The organism is Pararhodobacter sp. CCB-MM2 (genome assembly GCF_001691415.1).
GTDB lineage: Bacteria > Pseudomonadota > Alphaproteobacteria > Rhodobacterales > Rhodobacteraceae > Pararhodobacter.
Map to the genome: position 1 here is coordinate 83,866 of NZ_LRRR01000015.1, position 20,808 is coordinate 104,673.

The window sequence follows — 20,808 nt, forward strand, 5'->3', positions numbered from 1 at the left end:
GCCGATGCAGGGCGCGCGCCCCCGTCCCCGTCTCTCGTTCGGCACGTCTATCGTGCCGGGCGAGCGCGTGCTGCCCGAGGAGGTCGCCGTCGCGCTGACCTTCAACGGCACCACGCAGGCGGTGATGATGGCGACGCCCGACCATCTGGCCGATTTCGCCTATGGCTTCGCGCTGACCGAAGGGCTGGCGCGCAGCGAGGAAATCGAAAGCCTTGAGGTCGTCGAGACCGAAAAGGGCCTCGACGTACAGCTGTGGGTTTCGGACGCCGCCGAGGCGCGGCTGAGGGAACGACGCCGCGTGATGGCCGGGCCCGTGGGCTGCGGTCTGTGCGGCATCGACAGCCTTGAGCAGGCAATGCGCCCGATGCAGGCGGTCGCACATGGCAGCTTCCGCCTGACCCCGCCGCAGGTGATGGCCGCGATTGCCGCCCTGCCCGGCCAGCAGGCGCTGCATGACGTCACCCGCTCGGCCCATTGCGCAGCCTTCTGGGACGGCAGAAGCATGATCGCCGCGCGCGAGGATGTGGGGCGCCACAACGCGCTCGACAAACTCGCCGGGGCGCTGATCCGCTCGGGTCAGGACGCGACCAAAGGCTGCGTGGTGCTGACCTCGCGCGTGTCCATCGACCTCGTGCAGAAGGTCGCGGCGCTTGGCGCGCCGATGATCATCGCCGTTTCCTCGCCCACGGTCGACGCCGTGGACCTTGCCGAACAGCTCGGCATCACCCTGATCGCGCAGGCCCGCCCCGAGAGGTTCGAGGCCTTCACCCATACCGACCGCATCGTGACGGAGCTTTCGCATGTCCGCTGACAAGATCACCCGCATGGCCAACCAGATCGCCGCCTTCATGGCGTCGAAGCCGCATGCCGAGGGCGTGACGGGCCTTGCCGCCCATATCAACGACTTCTGGGAGCCCCGGATGCGCCGCCAGTTCTTCGAACTGATCGACGCCGGGGGCGAGGGCTTCCACCCGTTGGTGCTGGAAGCCGCCAATCAGATCCGCCGCCCCGCAGAGGCCGCCTGATCGCTGCCCGTTTGGGCCACACAACAACAAACACCCGGCCGAGTTTCCCCCGGCCGGGTGTTTTCCATTGTGACCACACGGTTCAGTCCGCCGTTCGGTTCCAGTTTTCCAGCATCAGAACCGCCGTCACATCACAGCCGTTCAACCCGTTGAAATTACGGATACGGGCCCGAAGACGGAAGCGGCGCGTATGTTCGTCCGGGGTGCCACCCACGAAGGGCACGTTATCCGTATCGAGGATCTGGATCCGCGTGCGGTTGCCCAGATTGTAGAGCCGCCCCCAGATTACCGAGCCATTCACCCGGTGCCAGCGACGGCCGACCACGACATCGCTGCGGAACCGGTAGGTATTCGCGCCCCCGGCCGCGAAGTTCAGCACCAGCTCGCTCTGCCCGCCGTCGATCTGCGCGGCATTCAGGCGCGCGCGGACCATCTCGGTCTGCAGGGGCCAGCCGTAGGAACGGCAGCCGGTCGCATCAGCCAGATAGCCGCCGCCCATGAACTCGGCGCGGGCCGGAGCGGTCAGGATCAGCACCAGCAGGATGGTCAGCGGGGTGAAGCGGAACAGCATCATCCGTAGGAAGAAGAAGATCATCGCGCGCCCCTTATGGCTGACGCAGCGAGAGATAGACCGCGACCTGGCACCCCTCGAGCTCGTTGAAATTGTTGAAATGCAGGACCAGATCGTCGAGCGCGACCTCGGTGCCATGCGGGATGTCGCCGTAGAGGTCGTAGTAGAAGTTCATTGTCGGCTCATCGACGGTCCAGGGCCCGTTCCAGATGTAGGTCGCCTGATCCAGCGTCTGCGTGCGCCGATAGGCTTCGACATTGTCGTAGCGCATGGCGATGGTGCCGGTGTTGAACATCAGCGACAGCTGGGTTTCGTCGTCCGGATTGCCGGGCGCGCCCTGCGGCGCCATCCGCGCCAGCAGCTGATGCGTCCCGGTCCAGCCGTATTGATCGCAGGTGTTGTATTTGGCGATCAGGAAGCCACCGCCCAGCAGTTCGGTCCCGGCGAAAGCCGCGGTGCCGCTGGCCATCAGACCGGCGACCGCCAGCGCAGGGGCCAGCCCCGCTGCAACCCGGCGTCTCTCGGTGCGCGGACCGAAGCGGCCCCCGCGGCGGGCGATGGAGGCGACTCCCGTCGCGTCGGATCCCCGGATTTCTGACAGCACATGCCCCATGCCACGTCCCCTTACCAATTAAACTATTGGTTAACTTGTTGGGAAAACGGGGCGGCTTTGGGGCGAGTCCTCAATGAATCCTTGACGTTTGGTGTCCGGAAACGACCCCTCCCGCCGTGAAGGAGGGGAATTGTTTCCACTCACGCAGGCAATCAGCCCGCCGCGGCCAAATCCGTCAGAATCATCTGCGCGCGGGCCTGCATCGAGCCCGTCTCGTCATGCGCGGCGCCCGAGGCGGCATAGGCAGCCAGATCCGCCTGCGCAGCCAGCAACAACGAGCGGGTCACCGCATCGCGCTGACCGGCGGCCAGTCGGGCGCGGGCGGCCTCGTGCCGGGCCGTCCCCCGTACGGCCAGAGCCGAGGCATGGATCGAGCCCTGCTGGCGCTGGACCAGAATGTCCGCGGCGTCGACCGCCTCGTCGAAGCGGTTCCCGCGCAAAAGCGCATGGGCGTATTCCAGCTGCAAGCGGGTGCTGGTGCTGGCATCGACGCTGTCCATGATGCGCGCATAGCGACGGATCGCGACATCGTAGCTGCCCGTCTCCAGCGCCTGCCGCGCCACGAGGTAGTCGGATTGCGAGCCACCACCGGCCAACGTGCCGGCAGCCTCGCAGGCTCCCAGCGCGCACAGCAACATGAGGGCCGCCTTGGGCCCCCGGAAGGCGAAGAATTGGATCACTGCTCTCACCTTGTTTTTTCTTTTCATCCTAGGCCGAGAGGCCGATAATGTCCAGAAAAACACCCAGAGGCCCCATCGCGCATGTCCCTTGCCACGCCCGCCAGCGTGAGCCCCGGCTCGCCCCGACAGACCGCCGCCTCCGGTGCGCGGCGCGGAACGGCTGGTGCGTCGCTGCTGGCGCTGTTCCCGGCGTCGATCGTGGCGGGCACGGGCCTCGGGCTGGCGCTGTTGGCCCTGCTGGCGCCGCCGCCCTCTGTCGCCCCCCTGCCGCCGCTCGACGCCAGCCTCGCGCAGGCGACCGAGGCCGGGGTGGAGGCGGACACGCCGCACGCCGTCTGGGCCCCGCTGTTCGGCGAGCGTCTGAGCGCCGCGCCGATCGCCCCCCCGCCCCCGGTCGAGGAAGACGAGGAGGACCTCGCCCTCGACACGCTGGACGACAGCCTGCTGGTGCTGCGCGGGCTGGCACTGGCCGACGACCCGGCCGAGGCCTTCGCCATCGTCGAAGGCTATGACGGCATCGAAATCGTGCGGGTCGGGGACATGATCTCGGGCGAGTTCGAGGTTCTGGCCATCCTCTCGGACGGGTTGGAGGTTGCCAGCCGCGTCACCGACGAGCTGTTCCTGATCGAATTCGACGACGACCGCCGCCCGGAGGACGCCGGCGACATGGGCGCATCTTCCCGCGATGTCATGGAGGATGAGGATCTCGACGCCTATGACGAGAACATGGACGACGAGGACGATTTCGCGGATGACCCGGCCGAAACGGTGATGCCCAGCTTCGGCGCCCCCCGCGCGGGCCCGAGGCCAACCGCTACGAATCCGACGGCACCTTCCCCGAGGACGACCCGGTCCGAGCCCCGCAGGACGGCGCGCGGGTGATGAGCGGGACCGACCGACCTGCCTATGGCTTCGGCCTCAGCCGATGAGAGCGCCGATGTTTGCCGACCCAGCTTTTGCCCCCGTTGACGTGGGCCCTGAAACAGAAACAATCGCTTCATGACCCGGTATTTCAGTATCCTCGTTTTCCTCTGCCTGACCGCCTTTGCGCTGCCGGGGGCCGCCAACGCGCAGATCCGGCTGGACCTGCGCGACGTCGATCTTGGCAGCTATATCGAGCTGGTCGGCGAACAGACCGGGCGCAACTTCATCGTCGACCCGGATGTGCAGGGCTCTGTCACCGTCTATGCGCCGGTCCCCGTCTCGCCCGATGCGATGTACGAGATCTTCCTCAACGTGCTGGAGACGAACGGCCTGACCATCGTCGAGGGCAACGGCATCGACCGAATCGTCGCCATGAGCTCGGCCGCGGGGCTGGCCAGCGGTCGTGGCCCGGCCCAGCGCGGCGGGGCCTATGTCACCCGCGCCATCCCCGTCGCCGCCAGCGATCTGAGCGAGGTCTTCGATGTCGTCGAACCCTTGATCGCGCCGGAAGCCATCCTGACTCCTGTCCCCTCGGCCGGGTTGCTGATCCTCTCGGACCGGCGCGAGAATGTGGAACGGATCGAGGCGCTGGTCGCCCGGCTGTCGCAGGTCAGCGGCCGCTCGGTCGAGACGGTGCAACTGCTGCACGCCAATGCGGGCGAGCTGGCGACCGTGCTGCAATCGGCCGTCCCCTCGGACGGCAGCGCCGGCAGCATCGCCGGGGACGCGGGCGCCAATGCCATCGTCATCGCCGGCCCCCAGGAATTCCGCGACCGCGTGCGCGCGCTGGCGCTGCAGCTGGACCAACCGCAGGTCCGCCCGACCTCGCGCGTGATCCGCCTGAACTATGCCCAGGCGACCGAGCTGGCCGAGGTCGTGCGCCAGTCACTGGGCGTCACCGGCGAGGGCGAGACGCCGATCACCGTGGTCGCCGAACCGCAGTCGAACGCTCTGCTGATCACCGCGCCGCGCGACCGGATTGAGGCCATCACCCAAGCCGTCCGCGCGCTGGATCTGCGTCCCTCGCAGGTGCTGATCGAGGCCGTGATCTTCGAGGTCTCCTCCGAGAATTTCTCGGACCTGTCGGTGCAATTCGGCGGCTTGCTGAATCAGGCAATCGGCGGCGGCACCTCCTTCGCGCTGGACGGTCGGTCCTCGCTGATCACGCTGATCTCGGCGGCGATGGCCGGCAACACTGCCAGCCCCGGCAACGGTGGGTTCATGGGCTATGCCGATGGCAACTTCGCCGCGCTGATCACCGCCATCGCGCGGGAACGCTCGACCCGGCTTCTGTCCACCCCCGCCGTGATGACCCTGAACAATCAGGAAGCCGAGATCGTCGTGGCGCAGAACGTGCCCTTCGTCACCGGCTCGTATTCCACGACCGAGGGCGGCTCGGCCACCAACCCGTTCCAGACCATCGAGCGTCAGGACGTGGGCCTGACCCTGACCGTCACGCCGCAGATCACCGATGACGGCACCGTCCGCATGGCCATCGCGCAGGAGGTGTCGAACCTCACCGGCACGACCTCGGCCGCGGGCGGCGAGGTCACGGCCCGCCGCCGGCTCTCCACGAATGCGCTGGTCGGCAATGGCGAGGTCATCATCCTCGGCGGTCTGATCGAGGACAATCACACCGCCCAGAACCAGCGCGTGCCGGGTCTCAGCAGCATTCCCGTGGTCGGCCAGCTGTTCCGCGGGCGCTCGGTGCAGGAAGGCCAGCGCGTGCTGCTGGTCATGCTGCGCCCCCGCGTGGTCAATTCCGAACGCGACGCCACCCGCATCACGCGGGAAATCGCGCGCGAAAGCGAAAGCCTCAGCCGCCAGATCTCGCCGCGCGTCAACAACGGCGTCTACCCGGAGGTCCGGCGCACCGGCTTCCCCTTCGACGGCGTCGATCTGAACCAGCCCTTCGACGAAACCTATGTCGACCAAGCCGTGCGCGAGCGCCTGTTCCCGCCGCTGCCCCCGCGCCTGAACGTCGGTGTGGGCCAGTAAGCGATGAGCGGCGCGCGCCTGCCCTTCGCCTTCGCCCGCGACAATCAGGTGGCGCTGGACGAGGCCTCCCTGCTGACCGGGCCTGAAGCCAGCATGAACGGCCTGCGCGCCGCGCGTCTGCGGGCCGGACGGGCACTGGACCCCGAGGGGCTGGACCTTGACGGCTTCCAGTCCCGGCTGGCGCGCCTCTATGACAATGGCACCAGCGACACCGAGGACGTGGCCTTCGACCTTGAAGACGGCAACGCCACCCTCGCCCGCGATATCCTTGAGGACCCTGAGGACGCGCCGGTGATCCGGCTGGTGAACCAGCTTCTGCGACAAGCGGTGCGCGGCGCGGCCTCGGACCTGCATCTGGAACCGCATGAGGACGGCCTGCGCGCCCGGATGCGCATCGACGGCACGATGCAGAACGTCTTCGACCGCCGCGACGTGCCCGCGAAACGCGTGGTCTCGCGCCTGAAGGTCATGGCCGGGCTCGACATCGCCGAGACGCGCCTGCCGCAGGACGGGCGCATCGCGCTGAGGCTGGGCGGGCGGGCCATCGACGTGCGTCTTTCCACCCTGCCCGGCCATCATGGCGAGCGGGTGGTGATGCGTCTGCTGGATCGCTCCGGCGGGCTGATGGCCTTGGACCGCCTCGGCCTGTCGCAGGAGAATGCCGAGCGCCTCAACCGCCTCGCCGCGCTGCCCAATGGCATCATTCTGGCGACCGGTCCGACCGGCTCGGGCAAGACCACGACGCTCTATTCGCTGCTGCGGCTGGCCGACCGGCGCGAACGCACGATCCTGACGGTCGAGGACCCGGTCGAGTACGACCTGCCCGGCATCAGCCAGACGCCCGTGAACCCCGACATCGGCCTGACCTTCGCGCGCGGATTGCGCTCGATCCTGCGCCAAGACCCCGATGTGATCCTCGTGGGCGAGATCCGCGACGGCGAGACCGCGCAGGTCGCCTGCGAGGCGGCGCTGACCGGTCACCTCGTCTTCTCGTCCCTGCACGCCAATACCGCGCTTTCCGCCGTGGTCCGCCTGCGTGAACTGGGGGTCGAAGGCTATCTGGTCGCCGCCACCCTGCGCGGGGTGATGGCGCAGCGCCTCGTGCGCAGGCTCTGCCCGCATTGCACCCGCCACGAGCCCCCGACCGAGGTCGAGGCCGCCCAGTTCCGCGCCCATGACCGCCCGGTGCCCGCCACCGTGCCCCATGCGCAGGGCTGCGAACAATGCGACGGCACCGGCTATTCCGGCCGGGTCGGCATCTTCGACATTCTGGAGATCGACGAGCCCCTGCGCGCCGGGATCGACAGTGATGCCTCGGAGATCCGCCTGCGCGAGATCGCCGGGCCGCGGCCCTCGCTGATGCAATCGGCGCTGGATCTGGTGGCCGACGGCGCGACCTCGCTGTCCGAAATCCGCCGCGTGCTGGGCGAGAGCGCGTGAAGACCTTCACCTACACCGCCTACACGCCCGAGGGGAAACGTCGCCGTGGCGTGGTGGTGGCCGAGGACGAAGCCGATGCCTCGACCCGCGTCGCCGCGCTGGGGCTGATGCCCTCGACGCTGGAGGCCCAGGCCGGCGCCGCCACCAAGACCCGCCGGCGGGAACGCAAGATCGACCGCGACCTGCTCTCGGTCTTCACCCGGCAGATGGCCGTGCTTCTGGGCGCGGGCCTTGCCGCCGATGCCGCGCTGGAGGCCGTGCAGGGTGCTGCCGGCGCCGCACGGATCGAACGCCTCGCCGCCGAAGCCCGCGCGGGCCTGTTGCAGGGCGAGAGCATGGCCGACGCCTTGGGGCGCGCCGGAGGGGCCCTGCCGCCGTGGTATGCCGCCGCCGTGCGCGCGGGCGAGCAATCGGGCGATCTGGCGGCGGTGTTCGAGACCCTCGCCACCCATTTGGAAACCAGCGCCGGCGACCGTGCCGCGATCACCTCGGCTCTGGTTTACCCGGCCTTCGTGACCGTCGTCGCAATCGTCGTCTGCGCCATCCTGATGACCACCGTCGCGCCCGAAATCGTCGCGATGTTCGAGGATTCCGGCCGCCCCCTGCCGCCCCTGACCGTCACTGTCATGGGCATCGTCGACTGGGTGCGCGACCATTGGCTGCTGTTGCTCGTCGCCGTCGCGCTGCTGGTGCTGGCGGTGATGGGCATCAACCGCAACCCCGCCCTACGCGCCCGCCGCGACACCTTCCTGTTGCGCCTTCCCCTGATCGGGCGGTTCCTGCGCATGGCCGCCGCCGCGCAATACCTGCGCACCCTGGCCGTCGTCATCAACTCGCGCCTGCCGCTGACCGAGGCTCTGCGCTTCTCGGCGGGTGTGCTGGATATCGCCCGCTACCGCGCCGAGGCCGAAGAGGCCGGCGAGGCGCTGAAACGCGGCGAGAGCCTCAGTCAGGCCCTGAACCGCCTGCCCTTCCTGCATCCCGTGGCCCGGCAATTGGTGCAGGCCGGCGAGGCCTCGGCGCGGCTGGGCCCGATGACCGAGCGCGCGGCGGTGCTGGCGGAAAGCTGGCTGCGGACAGAGCGCAAGCGGGTGTCGGTGATCATCGAACCCGCGTCGATGGTGATCGTCGGCGGCATGGTGTTGACCATCGTCATGGCGATCCTGTTGCCGATCTTCGACATGCAGGCGCTGGTCTCGGGCTGATCCCCTCAGCGCGCGGCCAGTGCCCAGCCATCTCCGGTCCAGTCCAGCGTCACCGCGCCCTCGGGCTCGGACCCGCGCGCCTGCCCCTGCAGCTGGCCGTCGTCGATCGTGCCGTCCAGCCCCAGACGCAGCTGACCGCCGTCCAGCGACAACAGCCCCGGCCCGGCCTGCAGCCAAGTCAGCGGCACCAACCCGGCCAACTGATCGACGCGCAGGCTCGCCCCCTCCGGCGTGGCGAAACCGCTGGCCTGCCAGTCCGGGCCGGACAGCCGCACGTCAAAGCCCGACAGGCCGGACAAGGCCCAGCTCAGCCGCGCCCCCTCCAGACGGCCGGCGCCGTGGCGGAAGCCGGCGTCGGCATCCAGCCCCTCGGTCCAAGCGGGCAGCGCCCAGCCGGTCCAGTCGGAGAGCTGGCGCAGATGCCCGACCGTCCCGCCCAGAAGCACGGCCAGACACAGGCCCAGCCAAAGGCCGAGGAACAGAAGGAAGGCGCGGATCATGGGGCGGTCTCCGGCAGGGGCTCAAGTTGCAGCTCTGCGTCAACCAAGCCCGGGCCGGATCGTTCCAGTTGCAGCGCCGAGACGCGGTAGCCTGCGTCGGCCTCCAGTGCCGCCAGCCAGTCCATCAACGGCGCGAAGGGCTGGCCGGTCAGGTCCAAGGCCACGCGGCGCCCCGAGGCTTCGGCCAACCGGGTCACCCCGTCGCGCAACCCGGCCTCGATGAGCCGCGCCTCGATCCCGCCCAGCCCCACCGGGGCGACACGCGCCTGCTCCGGCGCGGGCCCGCCCTGCGCGGGAAGGGCGGCGATCTCGACCTGTCGGGCGCGGTACCATTCCTGCGTGGCGCGGGCCTCGGACAGCGTCGCGGCGGCCTGTTGCCGGGCCTCGGCCAGCGGCAGGGCGACAAGCGTCACCGCCCCCAAAGGCAGGGCCGCCAGAACCAGCAGCGCCAGAAGCAGGCGTTCGCGCGGGCTGCGGCGGGCAAGGAGGCGGGCGAGAGCGGCGATCATGGCGCGGCCTCCAGCATCAGCGAGGCGCCGATCCCGCCCTCCGGATCGGTCGAGGACCGCAGGATGCGCGCGCCGATCCCCTCGGCCGCCAGCGCCTGCACCAAGGCGTCAAGCGCGCGGAAGTCCGGCAGGCGCAGTTCCACCGACAGCCCGGCCACGCCCAGCGACACCGCCTCGACGTTGCCCGCGCCGGCGGCCAGCACCGGCGTGGCGGCGCGCAACATCTCCAGTGGCGGCAGCGGGCCGGTCGCCTCGGTCACCGCGCCACGCCGGGCGGCAATCGCCCGTGTCACCTGCGCCCGCAGATCGAGGATCGGCCCCGAGGGCAGGATATCGCGCCGCACCGCCGCCTCGACCGCGCGGTCGATCGCCACGGCCTCGGCCCGGTCCTGCCGGATCGCCAGCGCCTCGGCCCCGGCCCAGCCCAACGCGCCCAGCACCACCAGCGCCAGCGGCAACGCAAACCGGCGCAGGCGGGCCTCCAGCCCCTGCGCATCGGCGCGGGGGTCACGGGCGAAATCGACACTGGCCTCGCCATGGGCCAACAGGGCGGGCTCCATCCCGGCGGGCAGATCGGCGGTGTCGCGCACCAAGGTCAGCCCGTCGAAGAGGTCCGCGAAGGCAGAGCCGGTCTCGCCGGTCAGCAGCACCGCACGCGGCAGGCTGTTGGTCGCCCGCGCCTCGGTCAGGGCCAGCGCCAGCATCTTCACGCCCAGCGCATGTTCCGCCGCGAAGCCGTCCTGCACACCCAGCCGCGCGATCACCCCCTCGCGGTCGGCGCGCAGGCTCCACAGCCCCGGCGCGACCGGCAACCCGAGGTAATCCGGCACCATACCCCGGCACCGCGCCGCCGCGGCTCCCAGCGCCGAGCGCCAGCGCAGCACCGCCGCCCGGTCGGCCAGCGCGGCGCGGGTCCAGCTGTCGGCGGCATTGCCGAGACGGGCGGGCCGCAGCTCCAGCCCCGGCCCCAGCCGGTCCTGCGCCTGCCGGCGTGCCACATCCTCGCGCGCGGGACCCTTCAGCGTGGCGGGCAGGGTCAGCGAGATCAGCGGCGCCTCGGCACCCGGCACCAGCGCCAGAAACGGCCCCGCCGGGGGCGCACCCTCGCCCAGCCGCCAGGTCGCGGGCGCGGCCGTGCGGCGGCGTCGGACGGAGGCTTTCTGCGGCATCACTCAGGGTCCTGGTATCGACATCACGATGGCACTGACCCCCTCGGGGCCGCCCGTGTCAAGAACAACAGACCGACGCAGGACCAGAGTGTCAAGCTGCAGGGTCAACCGCGCCATGAACAGCGAGGATTCCGTGGAAAAAGGCATCGCTTCCAACAGGGTGCGGGTCTCTTCGCCCAAGCGGTCCTCGACCCAGTCGAGCAGGGTCTCATAGCTCTGCTCGGGATCGCCCTCCAATTCGCGGCGCAGCGCGTCGAGGCCCGAGCGCCCGATCCCCGGCAACAACAGCGCCAGCGTGTCCTCCGGCAGGGTGTTGAGGTTCATCCCCTCCTCCGCCGGCCAGGCCCAGACCAGATCCAGCATCTCGGTCCAGGCCTCATCACGCTCCCCGTCGTCAAAGCCCAGCGCAAGGATCTCGGCATTGCCGAGGGGCGCGGTCCGCTCCTCCAGCCCGCGCAGGGTCGCGGCGACTTCGGCGCGCGGGACACCCACCTCGCGCGCCAGCCCTTCGAACACGTCGCGGTAAAGGCCGGTTTCATCCGCCAGCAGCAGGTTCACGTTGAAGCGCCCGCGCAGGTCCGTGACACTCCAGCCCAAACGCCCGCGGTCGATCTCCAGCCCTTCGCGCGGGCGGTTCCAATCCTGCGCCAGATACACCGCGCCGCGTGGCAGGCTGGTGCGCAGCAACTCGGCCCCGCTGTCCAGATACAGCCCCGCCTGATCCGCCGTGAAGCGCCATTCCAGCCGCTCGCGCGCCCTCTCGGCCCGCAGCAGCAGCGCCGTGGCGACGGCGGCCAGCGCGGCGACGATCAGCAGCGCCTGGATCAGCGCCATGCCCCGATCGCGCCGCCTCATCGCGCCACCACCAGACGCAGCGCGCCCCAGGCCTCGGTCTGAAGCGTGACCTCCCAGCCCGCCGCCAACCCCTCGTCCGCCGGGTTGCGGGCGATCAGGGAGAAATCGGTGACGCCTGACAGCAGCGGCGCGGTGTCCGGTGAAAGGCTCTCCGGCAGCGCAAGGCTGCGATAGACGTCGCGATAGAGCGCCCCGTCGCGCAGCTGCCAGACGACATGGCCGACCGGCAGGCCCTCCTGCCCCGGCAGAACCGCCAGACCGCCGCGCGGGATCACCAGCACGTCGTCCTCGAAGCGCAGGCCACCGACCAGCGACGGGTCCGGCGCGGCGGGCGGCGCGTCCTCCTCGGGGGGCTCGACGCCCAGATCCAGCGCCGCCGACAGATCCTGCCGCAGGTAGCTGAGGCTGCGCATCAGCTCGGCCGCGCGGTCATCCACCCGGCCCAGCACCGAGCGCTGGAAGAACACGCCGCTCAGCGCCTGCACCGCCATGACCGAGACCACGGCAAGGATCGCCATCGCCGCCAGAAGTTCGATCAGGGTGAAACCGCGGGGGCGGCGCCGGACGGTCATGGCCGGTCCTCCGGCACCACCACCACGAGGCGCGCGCCCGGCCGCCCCTCGGCGCTGACGGTGATCGCGGCTTGGATCATGCCCGAGGCAGTGGTTTCCTCGGTCACTGAGACGCGCCAGTCGTGGCCGGCCTGTTCCTCGGTCACGGGCAGAAGCCGCCCTCCGCGCATGCCCAGCAGCCGCAGCTCGGCGGCGCGGTTCAGCGCGACCTCCTCGGCCATGGCGCGGTCCAGCTGGCCACCGATGCCGCGCTGCGCCTGATCGAAGCTGCGATAGGCGGCGATGGTGCCGATGGACAGGATCGCCACCGCCACCGCCAGCTCGATCAAGGTGAAGCCCTTCATGGCGCGGCGCATGTCAGCCCCTCGCCCGCCGGTGCGGAACAGCGCAGCTGGTCAGAGCCCATCTGCAGCGTCACGACAAAGGTCGTGCTGCCTCCATCGGGCGCGAATTGCACCGGCGGCACGTCGCGCAGGCCGGGGTCCGAGAGGCCGGGCAACACATTGCGCCCCGCCACCGTCCATTGCGCCGAGGCCCCGGCGACGCGCAGCACCGCCCCCTCGGGCCGCCATAGGCCCTCGCCATCCAGCCGCGCCAGTTGCCAGCCATCACGGCGCGGGAACAAGCCGGTGCGCTGGTTGCCGAACAGGGCGAAGTCGCGGGCGCGGCGGTCGGCCTGCTGCAGCCGCTCCGCCGCCGAGGCCCCGCCGGGCCGCGCGAACAGCCCGCCGGCAGACAGCCCTACCCCGCTGGCCAGAACGGCAAGGATCGTGACCACGACCAGAAGCTCGATCAGCGTGAAACCCCGGGCTGCGGGGCGCGGGTTATTCGCCTTGCCAGCTGGTGATATCCGCATCGCCGCCGCTGCCCCCGCTGCGCCCGTCCGCGCCATAGCTGACGATGTCGAACGGCCCATGGACGCCCGGCGCAAGGTAAAGATAGGCCCGGCCCCAGGGATCCTCGGGCACACGCTCCAGATAGCCGCCCTCGGCCCAGTTCTGCGGCACCGGCGCGGCGGTGGGCCGGGTCGCCAGCGCAGCAAGGCCCTGATCCGTCGTCGGATAGCTGCCGTTGTCCAGCCGGTAGAGGTTCAGCGCCGAAGTGATCGCGGCGATGTCCGACTGTGCCCGCGCGGCACGGGCCTGATCCGGCCTGTCGATGACGCGCGGCACGATGACCACGGCCAGCAGCGCCAGAATCACCACCACGACCATCAATTCGATGAGGGTGAGACCGGCATCGCGCCGCAGCTTGCCCCGGCGTCCACGCGCCTGAATCCGCGACTTTCTTGCGTTTTGCAGAGATTTGGTTAACGCTTTAAGCTTAAACATGACGTGGTGAAATCGCTTTTGCCAATCCGTACCACCGACCCTAGCGCCCCACCTGCCTTGCGGCAACCTGAAGCGGTGGCCTGAACATGCTCCCTTCCCTTCCGCTGTATCTCCTGTTCGCCCTGCTGGGGGCGGCGATGGGCTCTTTCGCCGCTTTGCTGCCGGAGCGTCTGATCCGCCGGGAAGGCTTCGTCACCGGAGGCTCGCATTGCCGGAAATGCCGCACGCCGTTGACTGCCCGCGATCTGGTGCCGCTGGCCTCGTACCTGGTGCTCAGGGGACGGTGCCGCCATTGCGGAACGGCAATCCCCTCGGTGCTGTGGCAGGCCGAAATCCTTGGCGCGCTGATGGGCCTCGCCGCCGCCTGGGCGGCGCCCGATCCCGCGCGCGCCCTGCTGCTGGGGCTGTGGATGTGGACCTTGCTGGCCCTGGCCGTGGCCGATCTGCGCTGGTTCCGCCTGCCCGAGCCGCTGATGGCCGTCGCCGCCGCTTTGGGGCTGGCGCTGTCACTGGCCGGTGACGGCAGTGGCTGGCCGGATCTGGCGCAGCGCGTGACCTGGGCCCTGTGGGGTGCGGCGATCGGGGGCGGCGTGTTCTGGTTGATCCGCGCGGGCTATGGCTTCTTCACCGGGCGTGAAGGCATGGGCTTCGGCGACGTGATGATGATCGCCACGCTGGGACTTGCGCTGGGGGCCGTCCGCCTGCCGCTGGTCGTGCTGTTTGGCGCGGGCACCGCCTTGGTGCTGACGCTCTTGCGCGCGCGGCGCAAGGGACGCTCGGTGCGGCGGCTGGGCCGGCTGCCCTTCGGCGCGGCGCTGGCCCTCGCCGGGGCCTTGGTGGCGGTTTTGCCCTCGGCCTATTGAGCCGGCCTCACGCCTCGGTCGCGAGGCGTGAGCGCAGCACTTCGCCGCGCTCCTCAAGGATCGGCAGCGCGACCGAGACCAACAGCGAATTGATCTCCTTGAAAGCGCGCAGGGCCTCCAAATGCCAATGCGAGGTCGCGAGGCTGTCGGCATTGCCCGCGCTCAGCCGTGCCAGATGCGCCTGATGGCTGGCCCGCTCCAGGGAGCGCATCGCCTCCTTCTCCTGCATCAGCCGCCGCGCGGCCCCGGCATCGCCCGAGACCAGCACGTTCATCGCCAGCTGCAGGTTGCCCAACACGCGCTGATGCATCGCCGCCAGCTCGTCACGCCCGACGGCCGAGAATTGCCGCCCCGTCGCCACCCGTTTCTGCGCCATCGGCACCAGCGTCTTGGCGATGATGTCGCCCGCATGTTCGAGGTTGATCGCCAGCCCCGTCAGATGCATCGCCTCGCGCGATTCCTCGGGCGCGAGGCCGGTTTCGCCCAGCGCGGCGAGGAACAGCTTAATGTCGTCGTGACGCTTGTTGATCTCGTCATCCAGCGCCGCGGTCGACCGTAGGGTCTCTGGCGCCGCTTCGGCCAGCAGTTCCGGCGCGGGGCGCAGCATCTCTTCCAGCGCGGCGCCCATCAGCAACAGCTCCCGCTTGGCCGAGGCCAGCGCCAGCTGCGGCAGTGCCAGCGAAGCGCGGTCGAGCGGCGTCATCCGCCGTTGCCCGGCGACCAGCGGCTCGGGCTTCTCAGGCGCGAAGATCGCGGCCAGCTTCAGCGCCGGGCCGATCAGCGGCAGCGCCAGGATCGCCACCAGCGCGTTGAAGGCCAGATGCGCGTTGACGATCCGCACCTCGGGTGCCGTGCCCAGCCAATCGGGCAGCCCTGCGCCGCTCATCCAGCCCAGCCACAGCAGCACCAGCGCCGCAAGGCCCCGCAGCAGCAGGTTGCCCAAGGGGATGCGCCGCGCGGCGGGCTCCATCCCGCGGGTCAGCCAGACGGCGATCAACGCGCCGCCGGTATTCGCGCCCAAGAGCATCGGCAGCGCGGCGGTCATCGGCAGCCCGCCGCCCTCGGCCAGCGCCGCCAGCAACAGCACGGTCGCAACCGAGGAATGCACCAGCCACGCCAGACCCGCCGCCACCACGAAGGACATCAGCGGGTCGCGGCCCAGATAATCCATCGCCATCGGCAGGGCCTCGGATTCGCGCATCGGCAGCGTCGCCTCGCCGATCATCTTCAGGGACAGCAGCACGAAGCCAATGCCCAGCACGATGCGGCCGTATTGCTTGGCGCGCCGGGTCTCGACCTTCAGGAACAGCACGCAGCCGGTCAGGATCAGGATCGGCAGCAGCTCGCTCAGATCGAGCGCCAGCAGCCGCACCACCAGCGCCGAGCCCAGATCCGCACCCAGCAGCGCCGCAAGCCCGGTCGCCACGCTGACGATGCCCGAGGCCGCGAACCCCGCCGCCAGCACGCCCACCGCCGTCGCGCTTTGCAACAGCACGGCCAGAAAGGCCCCGGCGATGGCGGCGGTGATCCGGTTGTTCGACGCCCCCTGCAGCCGGTCGCGCAGGGCCGCGCCATGCGCCCGCTCGATCCCGGTCCGGACCATGCGCACGGCATAGAGCAACAGCATGACGGCGGCGGCCAGATTCACCAGCACAAGGATCGGGTGCATCAAAGTTCCTCAGCGGGCCCGGCGGAACAATTGCGCGCGGGCGTAGAGCGATTCCATGCGCTGAAGGCGGTCCGAGGTCTGGTCCCAGCTACGGTTCTGCACCCCGGCCAGCAGCGCTTCGGACAACATAACCAACGCGGCGATGGAATCCCATGCGCTCGGCGCTTCGATATGACAAGGCAGGATATGTTGCGCATGCGCCGCGGCGGGCGAGACCCAGCGGTCGGTGATCAGCACCACCTCGGCCCCCTGCGCGCGTGCCAGCTCGACGATATGCGTGACCGAGGCCTCGTAGCGGCGGATGTCGAAGGCCACCAGCACGTCGCCCTCGCGCATGTCCAAAAGGGCGGGCGGCCAGGAATTGGGCAGGTTTGACCACAAACTGACCTCTCCGCGCGTGACGCGCAGGGTCGTCGCCAGATACTCGGCCACCGGATGGGTGAGTCGCCCGCCCAGCATGGCAATCCGCCGGTCGCGGTCGGCCAGCAGATCCGCCACCGCGTCGAAGCTGGCGTGATCGATCTGCCCCAAGGTGGCCGAGACATTCTCGATCACCTTGGTGGCGAAGCTGTCCAGCACATGATCGCGCGCGCCGTCGCCCGCCCATTTCTCGCGCTTGGCGATGGGCGAGGCCAGTTTCTCGCCGACCTCCTCGCGCAGCTGGGCCTGAAACTCGGGATAGCCGGAATAGCCCAGCTTCTGCACCAGACGCACCACCGTGGGCCCGCTGACCCCAGCCCCGCGCGCGACCGAGGCGACGGAGCCCAGCACCGCCACCGGGTAATTGCCCAGCATATGCGTGGCCAATTGCCGTTCCGCCCGCGTCAGATCAGGCATCGCCGCACGCAGACGCGCTTCCGGCGTCTCCGACGGTTGCGGGTCCGACGGCTGGTTTTCGGGTCCGGTCGTGTCGCTCATCGCTGATCCCCTTGGTCCTCGGGAGACGGCTGCACGGAAAACAGGCGCCTTGCGTCTGTTCGATTTGTAACAGGAATTCTAATTCAGAAAAGAACTTGACACAATCGTGTTGCATGGCCGAGGCTCAAGGCACCGAGAGAACCGGAGCCCCCGACGATGCCCCCTGCCGACGCGCGCCCTTCCGCCGCCGATGCCCCCCGTTTTGACGGTGTGGTCGAGCACTGGCGGGCCGATGGCAGCCCCGGTCGCGACGACAGCCCGGCGGGTCTGGTGCTGATCTGCGAACATGCCTCGAACGTGCTGCCCGTCGAGCATCCCGCACTGGGGGGCGATCTGGGCCTGTCCGACGCGGCGAAGGTCTCGCATGCCGCCTATGACATCGGCGCGCTGGGTCTGGCACGGGGGCTGGCCGCCCGCTTGGCCAAGGAATGCGGCGGGGCGCTCCTCGTCTCGGCCCCGTTGTCGCGGCTGGCCTATGACCTCAACCGCGCGCCCGATCATCCCGGCGCCATGCCCCCGAGATCCGAGGTGCATGACGTCCCCGGCAACGCCGATCTCACGCCCGCCCAGCGCCTCGCGCGGACCGAGGCGATCTGCCTGCCCTTCCACGCCACGCTGGCGGCCGAGATCAACCGGCTGGTCGCCTTGGGCCGCCGCCCCGCGCTGATCGCCGTGCATTCCTTCACGCCCGTCTACAACGGCGTGACGCGCGACGTGGAATTCGGCGTGATCCATGACGACGATCTGGCCCTGACCATGGCGACGCTGACGGCGGCTGAGGGCTGTGGCCTCGATACCCGCCTTAATGAGCCCTATTCGGCCAAGGGCGACGTGACCCATACGATCCGCCTGCATGCCGTGCCGCTGCGCCTGCCGAACACGATGCTGGAAATCCGCAACGACCTGATCGCCGATGAGCCGGCACAGCTGGCGATGGCCGAGCGCCTTGCCCCGGTGTTGGCCGAGGCCCTTCATGCCACGGGGGCCTGCTGATGCCCGCTTTCCTCGTCGCCTATGTCCGCTGGGTCGAACGCTTCAACTGGTTCTTCGGCCGCATCGCCATGTATTCGCTGATCGCCCTGATGGGGGTGCTGCTGTGGGGCGCGATTGCCCGTGCCTCGGGCCAGCCGCCGATCTGGACCGACGAGATGAGCCAGTTCATCCTCATGGGCTATTTCATGGTCGGCGGCGCCTATGCGCTGCAGGTCGGCTCGGCGGTACGGATGGACCTTTTGTATTCCCGCTGGTCGGACCGCACCAAGGCGCTGGTCGACATCCTGACCATCGGAACGCTGCTGTTCTATCTCGGCGTCCTTCTCTGGGGCGGCTGGGAAAGCCTGCAATACGCTCTGCAATACGGCGAGCGCCGGCGCGGGCTGTGGCGTCCCTATATGGCGCCCGTGAAGATCGTCATGGTGATCGGCATCGCGATGATGCTCTTGCAATGCACCGCCTTCCTGATCCGTGACATCGCGCGCTGGCGCGGCAAGGAGCTCTGAGTTTATGCCCACCGAGATGATCGCCGCGCTGATGTTCGGCACCCTGCTGGTGCTGATGCTGACCGGACAGCGCATGTTCGGCGTGATCGGCTTCGTCGCCGTGGTGGCCGCGCTGATGCTCTGGGGCGACCGCGGGGGGCATGACATCGCCTTCTCGCAGGCCTTCAAGCTGATGAACTGGTTCCCGCTGCTGACGCTTCCGATGTTCATCTTCATGGGCTATGTGCTGTCGGAAAGCCGCCTCGCCGATGACCTCTACCGCATGTTCCATGTCTGGTTCGGGCCGGTTCCCGGCGGGTTGGCGATCGGGACGATCGTGCTGATGGTGCTGATCTCGGCGATGAACGGGCTGTCGGTCGCGGGCATGGCCATCGGCGCGACCATCGCCCTGCCGGAACTGCTGAAGCGAAACTACGACAAGAGGATGGTCACAGGGGTCATTCAGGCCGGGTCATCCCTCGGCATCCTGATCCCGCCCTCGGTGGTGATGGTGCTCTATGCGATGATCGCGCGGCAGCCGGTGGCGCAGCTGTGGCTCGCGGGGATCCTGCCGGGGATCCTGATGGCGGGCATGTTCATCGTCTACATCTGGGTGCGCTGCCGGATCAATCCGGCGCTGGGTCCGGCCCTGACGGACGAGGAACGCGCCGCCGTCTCGCCCGAGGAGAAGCGCCAGCTCCTTTGGGCCGGGGTGCTGCCGCTCGCCATCTTCCTCGTGATGATGGTGCCCTTCGTGCTGGGCTATACTCGGCTGGTCGAAAGCTCGGTGATCGGCGCGTTGGCGGCCGTCGCGGCCTCAGTCTACAAGCGGCGCTTCACCAAGCAGGTGTTCGAGACCTGCATGGTGCAGACCCTGTCCGTCAGCTGCATGTTCCTGTGGATCATCCTTGCCGCGCTGGCTTTCGGGGCGATCTTCGACGGGCTGCGCGCGGTGGAATTCGTCGAGCGGCTGTTCGTCGAGGATCTGGGCCTGAACCGCTGGCAGATCCTGATCCTGATGCAGATCAGCTTCCTTCTGATGGGCACCTTCCTCGATGACACGGCGATGCTGGTGATCGTGGCGCCGCTCTATGTGCCGATCGTCCGGGCGCTGGAATTCGACCTTGTCTGGTACGGCGTGCTCTATACCATCACCTGCCAGATCGCCTACATGACGCCGCCCTTCGGCTATAACCTGTTCCTGATGCGGGCCATGGCCCCCTCCAGCGTGTCGCTGGCGGATATCTACCGCTCCATCGTGCCCTTCGTGGCGGTGATGGTGGCCGCCTTGGCGCTGATCATGATCTTCCCGCAGATCGCCCTGTGGCTGCCGCAGACGATGTACAACCCGTGATCCTCAACGAGGCCGAACGGCCCGCCCCCTCCCAAGTCCAACAGAACGGAGAAACGACGATGACGACGACGAGACGGAAGTTCCTGACCACCAGCGCGCTCGGCGGTGCCGCCGCGCTGGCCGCGCCCGCCGTGAAAGCCCAGTCGACCATCCGCTGGCGCATGCAGACCTACGCGGGCGCCGCGCTGGGTGAGCATGTGGTGAAACCCGCCGTGGACATGTTCAACGCCATCGCCGGCGACGAGATGCAGATCGACCTCTATTACGCCGACCAGCTGGTGCCCACGGGCGAGCTGTTCCAGGCGCTGCAGCGGGGCACCATCGACTGCGTGCAGTCGGATGATGACTCGATGGCCTCGCCCACCGAGGTCACCGTGTTCGGCGGCTATTTCCCGCTCGCCAGCCGCTATTCGCTGGACGTGCCGGCCCTGTTCAACAACTGGGGTCTCAAGGAGATCTGGGAACGCGAATATGCCGCCGTCGGCGTGAAGCATATCTCGGCCGGCTCGTGGGATCCGTGCCACTTCATCACCTCCTCGCCGATCACCTCGCTGGCCGAGCTGGAAGGCAAGCGGGTCTTCACCTTCCCGACCGCCGGCCGTTTCCTGTCGCAATTTGGTGTCGTGCCGGTGACCGTGCCGTGGGAAGACGTGGAGATCGCGCTGCAAACGCGCGAGATCGACGGCGTGGCCTGGTGCGGCGCGACCGAGGCCTATACCGTGGGTTGGGCCGATGTCACCAGCCACTTCCTGACCAACAACATCTCGGGCGCGTGGATCGGGCATTTCTTCTCGAACATGGACCGCTGGAACGAGCTGCCCGAGCATCTGCAGAACCTCGTCGCCACCTGCTTCGAGCAGTCGCATTACTATCGCCAGCATTGGTACTGGGCCGGCGAGGCGCGCTACCGGACCGAAGGCACCAAGCTGGAGCTGACCTCGATCCCCGACGCCGAATGGGCCACCGTCGAGACCGCTGCCCGCAGCTTCTGGGACGAGATCGGCGCCGAAAGCGAGACCAAGGCCGAGGTCGTGCAGATCTTCAAGGATTACAACGCGGCCATGGACCGCGCTGGCCGGCCGTATCGCTACAGCTGACGACAGACGCAGGGGGGCTTGCCGCCCCCCTGCACCC

24 protein-coding genes are annotated in these 20,808 nt (G+C 69.0%); 11 read left to right on the top strand and 13 right to left on the bottom strand.

Annotated elements, in window-relative coordinates; genetic code table 11:
- Positions 1–4: 4 nt before the first annotated feature.
- Both fdhD and BCY78_RS14985 read left to right on the top strand, forming a co-directional pair.
- Positions 5–811 (top strand): formate dehydrogenase accessory sulfurtransferase FdhD, encoded by an 807-nt coding sequence (gene fdhD / locus BCY78_RS14980; protein ID WP_068303469.1) that lies wholly within the window; start codon positions 5–7, stop codon positions 809–811.
- Positions 801–1,025, top strand: coding sequence for a formate dehydrogenase subunit delta (locus BCY78_RS14985; RefSeq protein WP_068303472.1), 225 nt, complete (start codon positions 801–803; stop codon positions 1,023–1,025). The genes fdhD and BCY78_RS14985 overlap by 11 nt, the downstream gene beginning before the upstream one ends.
- A gap of 82 nt (positions 1,026–1,107) precedes the next feature.
- Here BCY78_RS14985 and BCY78_RS14990 read toward each other — a convergent pair whose 3' ends face one another.
- From BCY78_RS14990 to BCY78_RS15000, 3 genes are all read right to left on the bottom strand, one after another.
- Positions 1,108–1,620, bottom strand: coding sequence for a hypothetical protein (locus tag BCY78_RS14990; RefSeq protein WP_068303474.1), 513 nt, complete (start codon positions 1,618–1,620; stop codon positions 1,108–1,110).
- Positions 1,621–1,630: 10 nt separating this feature from the next.
- Positions 1,631–2,209 (bottom strand): hypothetical protein, encoded by a 579-nt coding sequence (locus BCY78_RS14995; RefSeq protein WP_068303476.1) that lies wholly within the window; start codon positions 2,207–2,209, stop codon positions 1,631–1,633.
- 152 nt (positions 2,210–2,361) lie between these two features.
- Complete coding sequence (locus tag BCY78_RS15000) at positions 2,362–2,889, bottom strand: hypothetical protein (protein ID WP_068303478.1); 528 nt, start codon at positions 2,887–2,889, stop codon at positions 2,362–2,364.
- 81 nt (positions 2,890–2,970) lie between these two features.
- On the opposite strand from BCY78_RS15000, the gene BCY78_RS15005 reads away from it, so the two are divergent.
- The 4 genes from BCY78_RS15005 (at position 2,971) to BCY78_RS15020 (ending at position 8,456) form a co-directional block, all read left to right on the top strand.
- The gene (locus BCY78_RS15005) at positions 2,971–3,771 is read left to right on the top strand and encodes a hypothetical protein (protein ID WP_068303481.1); all 801 of its coding nucleotides are present in this window, start codon (positions 2,971–2,973) and stop codon (positions 3,769–3,771) included.
- Positions 3,772–3,888: 117 nt separating this feature from the next.
- Positions 3,889–5,811 carry a secretin N-terminal domain-containing protein gene (locus tag BCY78_RS15010; RefSeq protein ID WP_068303484.1) on the top strand — a complete coding sequence of 641 codons (1,923 nt, stop codon included), beginning with the start codon at positions 3,889–3,891 and terminating at the stop codon, positions 5,809–5,811.
- Positions 5,812–5,814: 3 nt separating this feature from the next.
- Positions 5,815–7,251, top strand: a complete 1,437-nt coding sequence (locus BCY78_RS15015; protein WP_068303487.1) for a GspE/PulE family protein — start codon at positions 5,815–5,817, stop codon at positions 7,249–7,251.
- Complete coding sequence (locus tag BCY78_RS15020) at positions 7,248–8,456, top strand: type II secretion system F family protein (RefSeq protein ID WP_068303490.1); 1,209 nt, start codon at positions 7,248–7,250, stop codon at positions 8,454–8,456. Before BCY78_RS15015 ends, BCY78_RS15020 begins: the two co-directional genes overlap by 4 nt.
- Positions 8,457–8,461: 5 nt before the next feature.
- Here the strand turns inward: BCY78_RS15020 and BCY78_RS15025 are convergent, their stop codons facing one another.
- Genes BCY78_RS15025 through gspG form a run of 8 tightly spaced genes read right to left on the bottom strand, consistent with a single transcriptional unit; the run spans position 8,462 to position 13,392 of the window.
- Positions 8,462–8,956: a hypothetical protein gene (locus tag BCY78_RS15025; protein WP_068303492.1), complete on the bottom strand. Its 495-nt coding sequence runs from the start codon at positions 8,954–8,956 to the stop codon at positions 8,462–8,464.
- Positions 8,953–9,465 (bottom strand): type II secretion system protein GspM, encoded by a 513-nt coding sequence (gene gspM / locus BCY78_RS15030; RefSeq protein WP_068303493.1) that lies wholly within the window; start codon positions 9,463–9,465, stop codon positions 8,953–8,955. Before gspM ends, BCY78_RS15025 begins: the two co-directional genes overlap by 4 nt.
- Positions 9,462–10,634, bottom strand: a complete 1,173-nt coding sequence (locus tag BCY78_RS15035) for a hypothetical protein (RefSeq protein WP_068303494.1) — start codon at positions 10,632–10,634, stop codon at positions 9,462–9,464. The genes gspM and BCY78_RS15035 overlap by 4 nt, the downstream gene beginning before the upstream one ends.
- 3 nt (positions 10,635–10,637) lie before the next feature.
- Positions 10,638–11,468 carry a type II secretion system protein GspK gene (locus BCY78_RS15040; protein ID WP_068303496.1) on the bottom strand — a complete coding sequence of 277 codons (831 nt, stop codon included), beginning with the start codon at positions 11,466–11,468 and terminating at the stop codon, positions 10,638–10,640.
- A 17-nt stretch (positions 11,469–11,485) separates the two neighbouring features.
- On the bottom strand, positions 11,486–12,061 hold the full coding sequence (locus BCY78_RS25615; protein WP_068303498.1) for a type II secretion system protein J: 576 nt from the start codon (positions 12,059–12,061) through the stop codon (positions 11,486–11,488).
- Positions 12,058–12,417, bottom strand: coding sequence for a prepilin-type N-terminal cleavage/methylation domain-containing protein (locus BCY78_RS15050; RefSeq protein WP_068303501.1), 360 nt, complete (start codon positions 12,415–12,417; stop codon positions 12,058–12,060). Before BCY78_RS15050 ends, BCY78_RS25615 begins: the two co-directional genes overlap by 4 nt.
- The gene (locus BCY78_RS15055; RefSeq protein ID WP_158515943.1) at positions 12,402–12,917 is read right to left on the bottom strand and encodes a GspH/FimT family pseudopilin; all 516 of its coding nucleotides are present in this window, start codon (positions 12,915–12,917) and stop codon (positions 12,402–12,404) included. Before BCY78_RS15055 ends, BCY78_RS15050 begins: the two co-directional genes overlap by 16 nt.
- On the bottom strand, positions 12,886–13,392 hold the full coding sequence (gene gspG / locus BCY78_RS15060) for a type II secretion system major pseudopilin GspG (RefSeq protein WP_083195060.1): 507 nt from the start codon (positions 13,390–13,392) through the stop codon (positions 12,886–12,888). The genes BCY78_RS15055 and gspG overlap by 32 nt, the downstream gene beginning before the upstream one ends.
- An 86-nt stretch (positions 13,393–13,478) precedes the next feature.
- Between gspG and BCY78_RS15065 the strand changes: the two genes are divergently transcribed.
- Positions 13,479–14,255 carry an A24 family peptidase gene (locus tag BCY78_RS15065; RefSeq protein ID WP_068303509.1) on the top strand — a complete coding sequence of 259 codons (777 nt, stop codon included), beginning with the start codon at positions 13,479–13,481 and terminating at the stop codon, positions 14,253–14,255.
- A 7-nt stretch (positions 14,256–14,262) separates the two neighbouring features.
- Here BCY78_RS15065 and BCY78_RS15070 read toward each other — a convergent pair whose 3' ends face one another.
- Both BCY78_RS15070 and BCY78_RS15075 read right to left on the bottom strand, forming a co-directional pair.
- Positions 14,263–15,924 (bottom strand): Na/Pi cotransporter family protein, encoded by a 1,662-nt coding sequence (locus tag BCY78_RS15070; RefSeq protein WP_068303512.1) that lies wholly within the window; start codon positions 15,922–15,924, stop codon positions 14,263–14,265.
- A gap of 9 nt (positions 15,925–15,933) precedes the next feature.
- A complete protein-coding gene (locus BCY78_RS15075; protein ID WP_068303514.1) occupies positions 15,934–16,842 on the bottom strand; it encodes a MurR/RpiR family transcriptional regulator in 909 nt (302 codons plus the stop codon).
- A 156-nt stretch (positions 16,843–16,998) separates the two neighbouring features.
- Here BCY78_RS15075 and BCY78_RS15080 point away from each other — a divergent pair, with 156 nt between their 5' ends.
- The 4 genes from BCY78_RS15080 to BCY78_RS15095 are packed head-to-tail and all read left to right on the top strand — an operon-like array spanning position 16,999 to position 20,771.
- The gene (locus BCY78_RS15080; protein WP_083195061.1) at positions 16,999–17,835 is read left to right on the top strand and encodes an N-formylglutamate amidohydrolase; all 837 of its coding nucleotides are present in this window, start codon (positions 16,999–17,001) and stop codon (positions 17,833–17,835) included.
- Positions 17,835–18,341 carry a TRAP transporter small permease subunit gene (locus BCY78_RS15085; RefSeq protein WP_068303516.1) on the top strand — a complete coding sequence of 169 codons (507 nt, stop codon included), beginning with the start codon at positions 17,835–17,837 and terminating at the stop codon, positions 18,339–18,341. Before BCY78_RS15080 ends, BCY78_RS15085 begins: the two co-directional genes overlap by 1 nt.
- A gap of 4 nt (positions 18,342–18,345) precedes the next feature.
- Entirely contained in the window at positions 18,346–19,674 is a 1,329-nt protein-coding gene (locus BCY78_RS15090) for a TRAP transporter large permease subunit (RefSeq protein WP_068303519.1), read from the top strand.
- Between the two features lie 59 nt (positions 19,675–19,733).
- Positions 19,734–20,771 carry a TRAP transporter substrate-binding protein gene (locus BCY78_RS15095; protein ID WP_068303520.1) on the top strand — a complete coding sequence of 346 codons (1,038 nt, stop codon included), beginning with the start codon at positions 19,734–19,736 and terminating at the stop codon, positions 20,769–20,771.
- Positions 20,772–20,808: the final 37 nt, after the last annotated feature.